The sequence below is a fragment of the Protofrankia sp. Cr1 genome (assembly GCF_963555865.1).
In the GTDB taxonomy this organism is placed as follows: domain Bacteria; phylum Actinomycetota; class Actinomycetes; order Frankiales; family Frankiaceae; genus Protofrankia.
Window position 1 is genome coordinate 1 of sequence record NZ_CAUVXO010000523.1, and the last position, 3592, is coordinate 3592.

At 68.9% G+C, this 3592-nt stretch carries 5 protein-coding genes and 1 pseudogene; all 6 read right to left on the reverse strand.

Annotation, left to right across the window (positions count from 1 at the left end; all coding sequences use genetic code 11):
* Positions 1–216: pseudogene (locus U9980_RS25045) on the reverse strand (hypothetical protein); the annotation flags it as partial.
* A 20-nt stretch (positions 217–236) separates the two neighbouring features.
* The gene (locus tag U9980_RS25050) at positions 237–905 is read right to left on the reverse strand and encodes an AAA family ATPase (protein WP_322770179.1); all 669 of its coding nucleotides are present in this window, start codon (positions 903–905) and stop codon (positions 237–239) included.
* Positions 877–1791 (reverse strand): DUF2797 domain-containing protein, encoded by a 915-nt coding sequence (locus U9980_RS25055; protein WP_322770180.1) that lies wholly within the window; start codon positions 1789–1791, stop codon positions 877–879. The genes U9980_RS25050 and U9980_RS25055 overlap by 29 nt, the downstream gene beginning before the upstream one ends.
* Complete coding sequence (locus tag U9980_RS25060; RefSeq protein ID WP_322770181.1) at positions 1715–2572, reverse strand: hypothetical protein; 858 nt, start codon at positions 2570–2572, stop codon at positions 1715–1717. Before U9980_RS25060 ends, U9980_RS25055 begins: the two co-directional genes overlap by 77 nt.
* On the reverse strand, positions 2562–3083 hold the full coding sequence (locus U9980_RS25065) for a 6-pyruvoyl trahydropterin synthase family protein (RefSeq protein ID WP_322770182.1): 522 nt from the start codon (positions 3081–3083) through the stop codon (positions 2562–2564). The genes U9980_RS25060 and U9980_RS25065 overlap by 11 nt, the downstream gene beginning before the upstream one ends.
* 21 nt (positions 3084–3104) lie before the next feature.
* The coding region (folE, locus tag U9980_RS25070; RefSeq protein WP_322770183.1) for a GTP cyclohydrolase I FolE at positions 3105–3592 on the reverse strand (488 nt) is incomplete at its 5' end.

A 3592-nucleotide genomic window follows, 5' to 3' on the forward strand; every position in this document is an offset into this window, starting at 1 on the left:
GTGGAACGCGGTGTCTGCGCGCCGATCGAGGAGGGCAAGGCTGCTGGCATGCCAGGCTGGGTCGTGTTCGGGGCTGGAGGGCTCGAGGCGGACCGGGAGGACCACGAGTCGCACGTCGAGAGGAAGGATGTCGACGAGGGTCTCCAGCACGGCGCGGTTGGAATAGCCGGCGCCGGTGCCGCAGCCGTAGAAGCCGTCATGGATGGCGATCGCCACCGTGGCGCACGTCGATGACGTCATGGCCCGATGGCCAGGTCACGCAGGACCTCAACGGCCCGCTCCAGCGTGGACTCCTCTTGGAGCGACAGCCACGTGGCCCGCCGCAGCGAGACGGCCAGGGCGGAGGCGACCAGCTCGAGCGCGGCGACGGGATCGGCGTAGAAAGTGGCCAGGCGGTGCAGACCCTGCAGGCTGCTCCAGGGGTGGCCGGGGATGAGTCGGTGCGCCCGGCGCTGCAAGCTAGTCGCGGGGTCAAGAGGGAAGAGGACGTAGACGGTGGCGACCCCAAGGTCGCCACGGTGCAGGCAGCGTTGTGCCCACCGGGCCCGCTCGGCGAGCAACGCGCCGTCGTCGGTGGCGGCGACGCTGTGGGCGTAAGCCAGGGCCGTGAGCCAGTCGCGATCGACGAACACGGGACCGCGGGGGCGGGCGGCGGCAACCTGCCGGTGTTTGATCAGCCAGTTGCGCTGGTGCGCGTCGTCGTCCTCGACGGTGGGGTGCGCGTCGACCTCGACGATGTCGCCGCCAGCGGTGGTGTATTCACCGATCACCATGTGGTCATCCGCCAGCATGCGGGCAGCGGTCGTTTTCCCGGCCCCGGGCATGCCCTCCAGGACCACCACCGGCCCGTCCTGCGGGCCGGTGGTGGTCGGGGGCTCAGAACAGGACGTGCTGCTCAGCGGCATCGTCTCTCCGGACATGGTGGCAGGAACGCAGGTCAAGGCCGCCGATGACGGCGTCGGTCGGGTGGACCGCCCAGCCGGCCAGGAGCCGGGCATCGAGAAGTACCGGTCCGTGGACGGTGTCGAGGATGAGGTCTCGGCCAGCGACGCAGCGTACCGTCCCGTTGATCACCGAGCCGAGGTGCAGGCCGATGACCTCCTGGCAGGAGACGGGAACGCGATCCAAGCCGAACACGGCGACCCGGTCGACCACCGCCGCCGGTGCGAGCGTCAGACCCGCAGGCCAGGACACAGCCGTGTGGATCGCACGGTGGGCTGCTTCCAGGTCCCGCCGACGCTCGTCGGCGACCGGCAAGGACCACCAAGCGGCAATCTTGGTACGGCGTTGCCGACGGTCGGGGGCGAGGCCGCTGGCGGCCACCGCCCGTTCGGCGGCACGGACCGCCTGCAGCCGCCCGTGCCCGAGCCACGTGAAGGCTATTGCTCCCTGCTCTGCGAGCCGGTCGGTGTCACGGGCGGTCGCGGTCAGGCCGACCTTGAGCAGACCGACTCCGAACCATGCCAGATAGAGGCGGTAGGTGCGGTCGTCGTCGGGGGTGGAGCTCCGGGAGAACGCCCGCCCGGGGTCGACGGCGGCACACGCGGCGCACTGGGCGCTGCTCGCCTGCGCGGGCAGCGGCTGGGAGAACGGGCAGCAGCGGCGCCGCCGGTCGGCGGCCTGCCAGATCCCGATACAACGCCGCTCGCCGGCGAGCCCGTAGGACAGCGTTGCTCCCGGATGTGCCGGCTGTTCGCGTTCGCTCCCCGCCTGGTCAGCCAGTCCGAACCCGGGGATCCCGCCGGTCCAGTAGAGCCCGGTAGCACGCCAGCCGGTGGGCTGCTCGGTCATGTTCGTACCTCTCGTACAGGCGGGTCAGCATTTCGGTTCCGGCGAGGTGGCCAAGATCGCAGAAGGCGTCGCCGGGGCTGTCGGGCATGTGCAGGTGGTTGCGCAGGACGTCGACACCGCCGAGCCTGCGCCGGATGTCGCGTTTGAGGCCGGCGACCTGGCTGCTGCCGAACGGCGTATCGGCGAGCAGGACGAAGACCGTCACGGGTGCGGAGGTGAGGTAGGCGTCGTGACGGGCGACGTAATCGGCGCCGTAGGCGTCCGGGTACAGGCGCCGGACGTCCGCGGCGGTGAGGGTCCGCTCGGCGGTGTCGAGGACCCGGTAGGTCTCGCTGAGCAGGGCGCGAACCGCGGCCGCGTCGCCGCCCGGTTTCACCATCCCGATGGTGATCCGCCACCCGGGCCAGTCGGCTGTGGCGGCATTGGGTCGGCGCATCGCGGTCGCCCAGTGCACCAGGCAGGAGCACCGCCGCGTCGATCCGAGGTCGTCGGGATGCCCGGGAGGACGCCTACCGGCCAGCATTGCCGCCTCCCATGTGCACGCCGGGCATCCCTGCTGCTCGCGGTGGAGACACACGGCAAGGTCATCGGCGGGGGTGGCGGCCCGGTAGCACGTCCACCATGCATCCCAGGGATCGCCGGCTACCTCTTCCGGTAGTGCATCGCCGTAGCCCGCCAGGCGGCGTTCCACTGCGTAGGCGAGAAGTGCCGTCGCGCGATCTCGAGGATGCGGCCGCATGCGGTCTGTGTCGTGGTGTACGTCCACCGGGCTAGCGCCCATCCTGTTCACCCGCTCTACCAAGGTCGGCACGAACCGTGGCCGAGGTGTCGGGAGCCTCGAACAACTCCAGCTCGATGACGCGCAGACCGCCCACGAGCCGACGATCGCCGTCACGCAGGTTCCGCAGGACACCGTCGAGGAGATGGTCCGCGAGCGCTTCCGTCGTGGTGTTGGCTATCGGTAGCACCACCACGTCCTGTTCCGGAAAGACATACCTTTTCGTGGAACTCGTCACTGTGACAACGCCCTCTGTGGTATCGACCGAAATAGGGGGCGTGACTTGGCCGGCCAGGAGAACGCGACCCTTCAACGGTGCGATCGTGCGCCGCACAGCGGCTTTGACGTCGGTGAAATCCATAATCATCCCGGCGCTGTCGAGAAAGCCGGTGAGCCGCACCACCACCTGGTAGGTGTGGCCGTGCAGATGTTCAAACTCGCCGTCATGCAGACCTGTGTGGCCAGCCGAAAAATCGAACGCGCCGCGTCCGATCTCAGCAGTCGTTGTGGGCATTGTGGTCCTCACGGTGATGGGTCAGCGGCCGGACTGCGTGAGAGTGAAGAACTCGTGGCGGGCACGGGAGTCGCTGCGCAGCAGTCCGTGCAACGCCGAGGTGACGGTGCCGGCGCCCATCGCGTGGACACCGCGCAAGGTCATACAGAGGTGCTGGGCGTGCAGGACGACCCCCACGCCCTTGGGCTGGAGCTGCTCGACCAGCCAGTCGGCGACCTGCTTGGTCAGGCGTTCCTGTACCTGGGGTCGGTGCGCGAACAGCTCCACGACTCTGGCGAGTTTGGACAACCCGATGATCCGTGACGCCGGCAGGTACCCGACGTGCGCGGTCCCGATGAACGGAAGGGCATGATGCTCACACAGGGACCGGAACGGAATATCCCGGACGAGAACCAGCTCCTCGTAGTCCTCGCTGTTGGGAAACGTCGTCAGGTCGAACTCGCGGGGTGTCAGCAACTCGACGTAGGCGTTCGCCATACGTGCCGGCGTGTCCGTCGTGGACTCCCCGT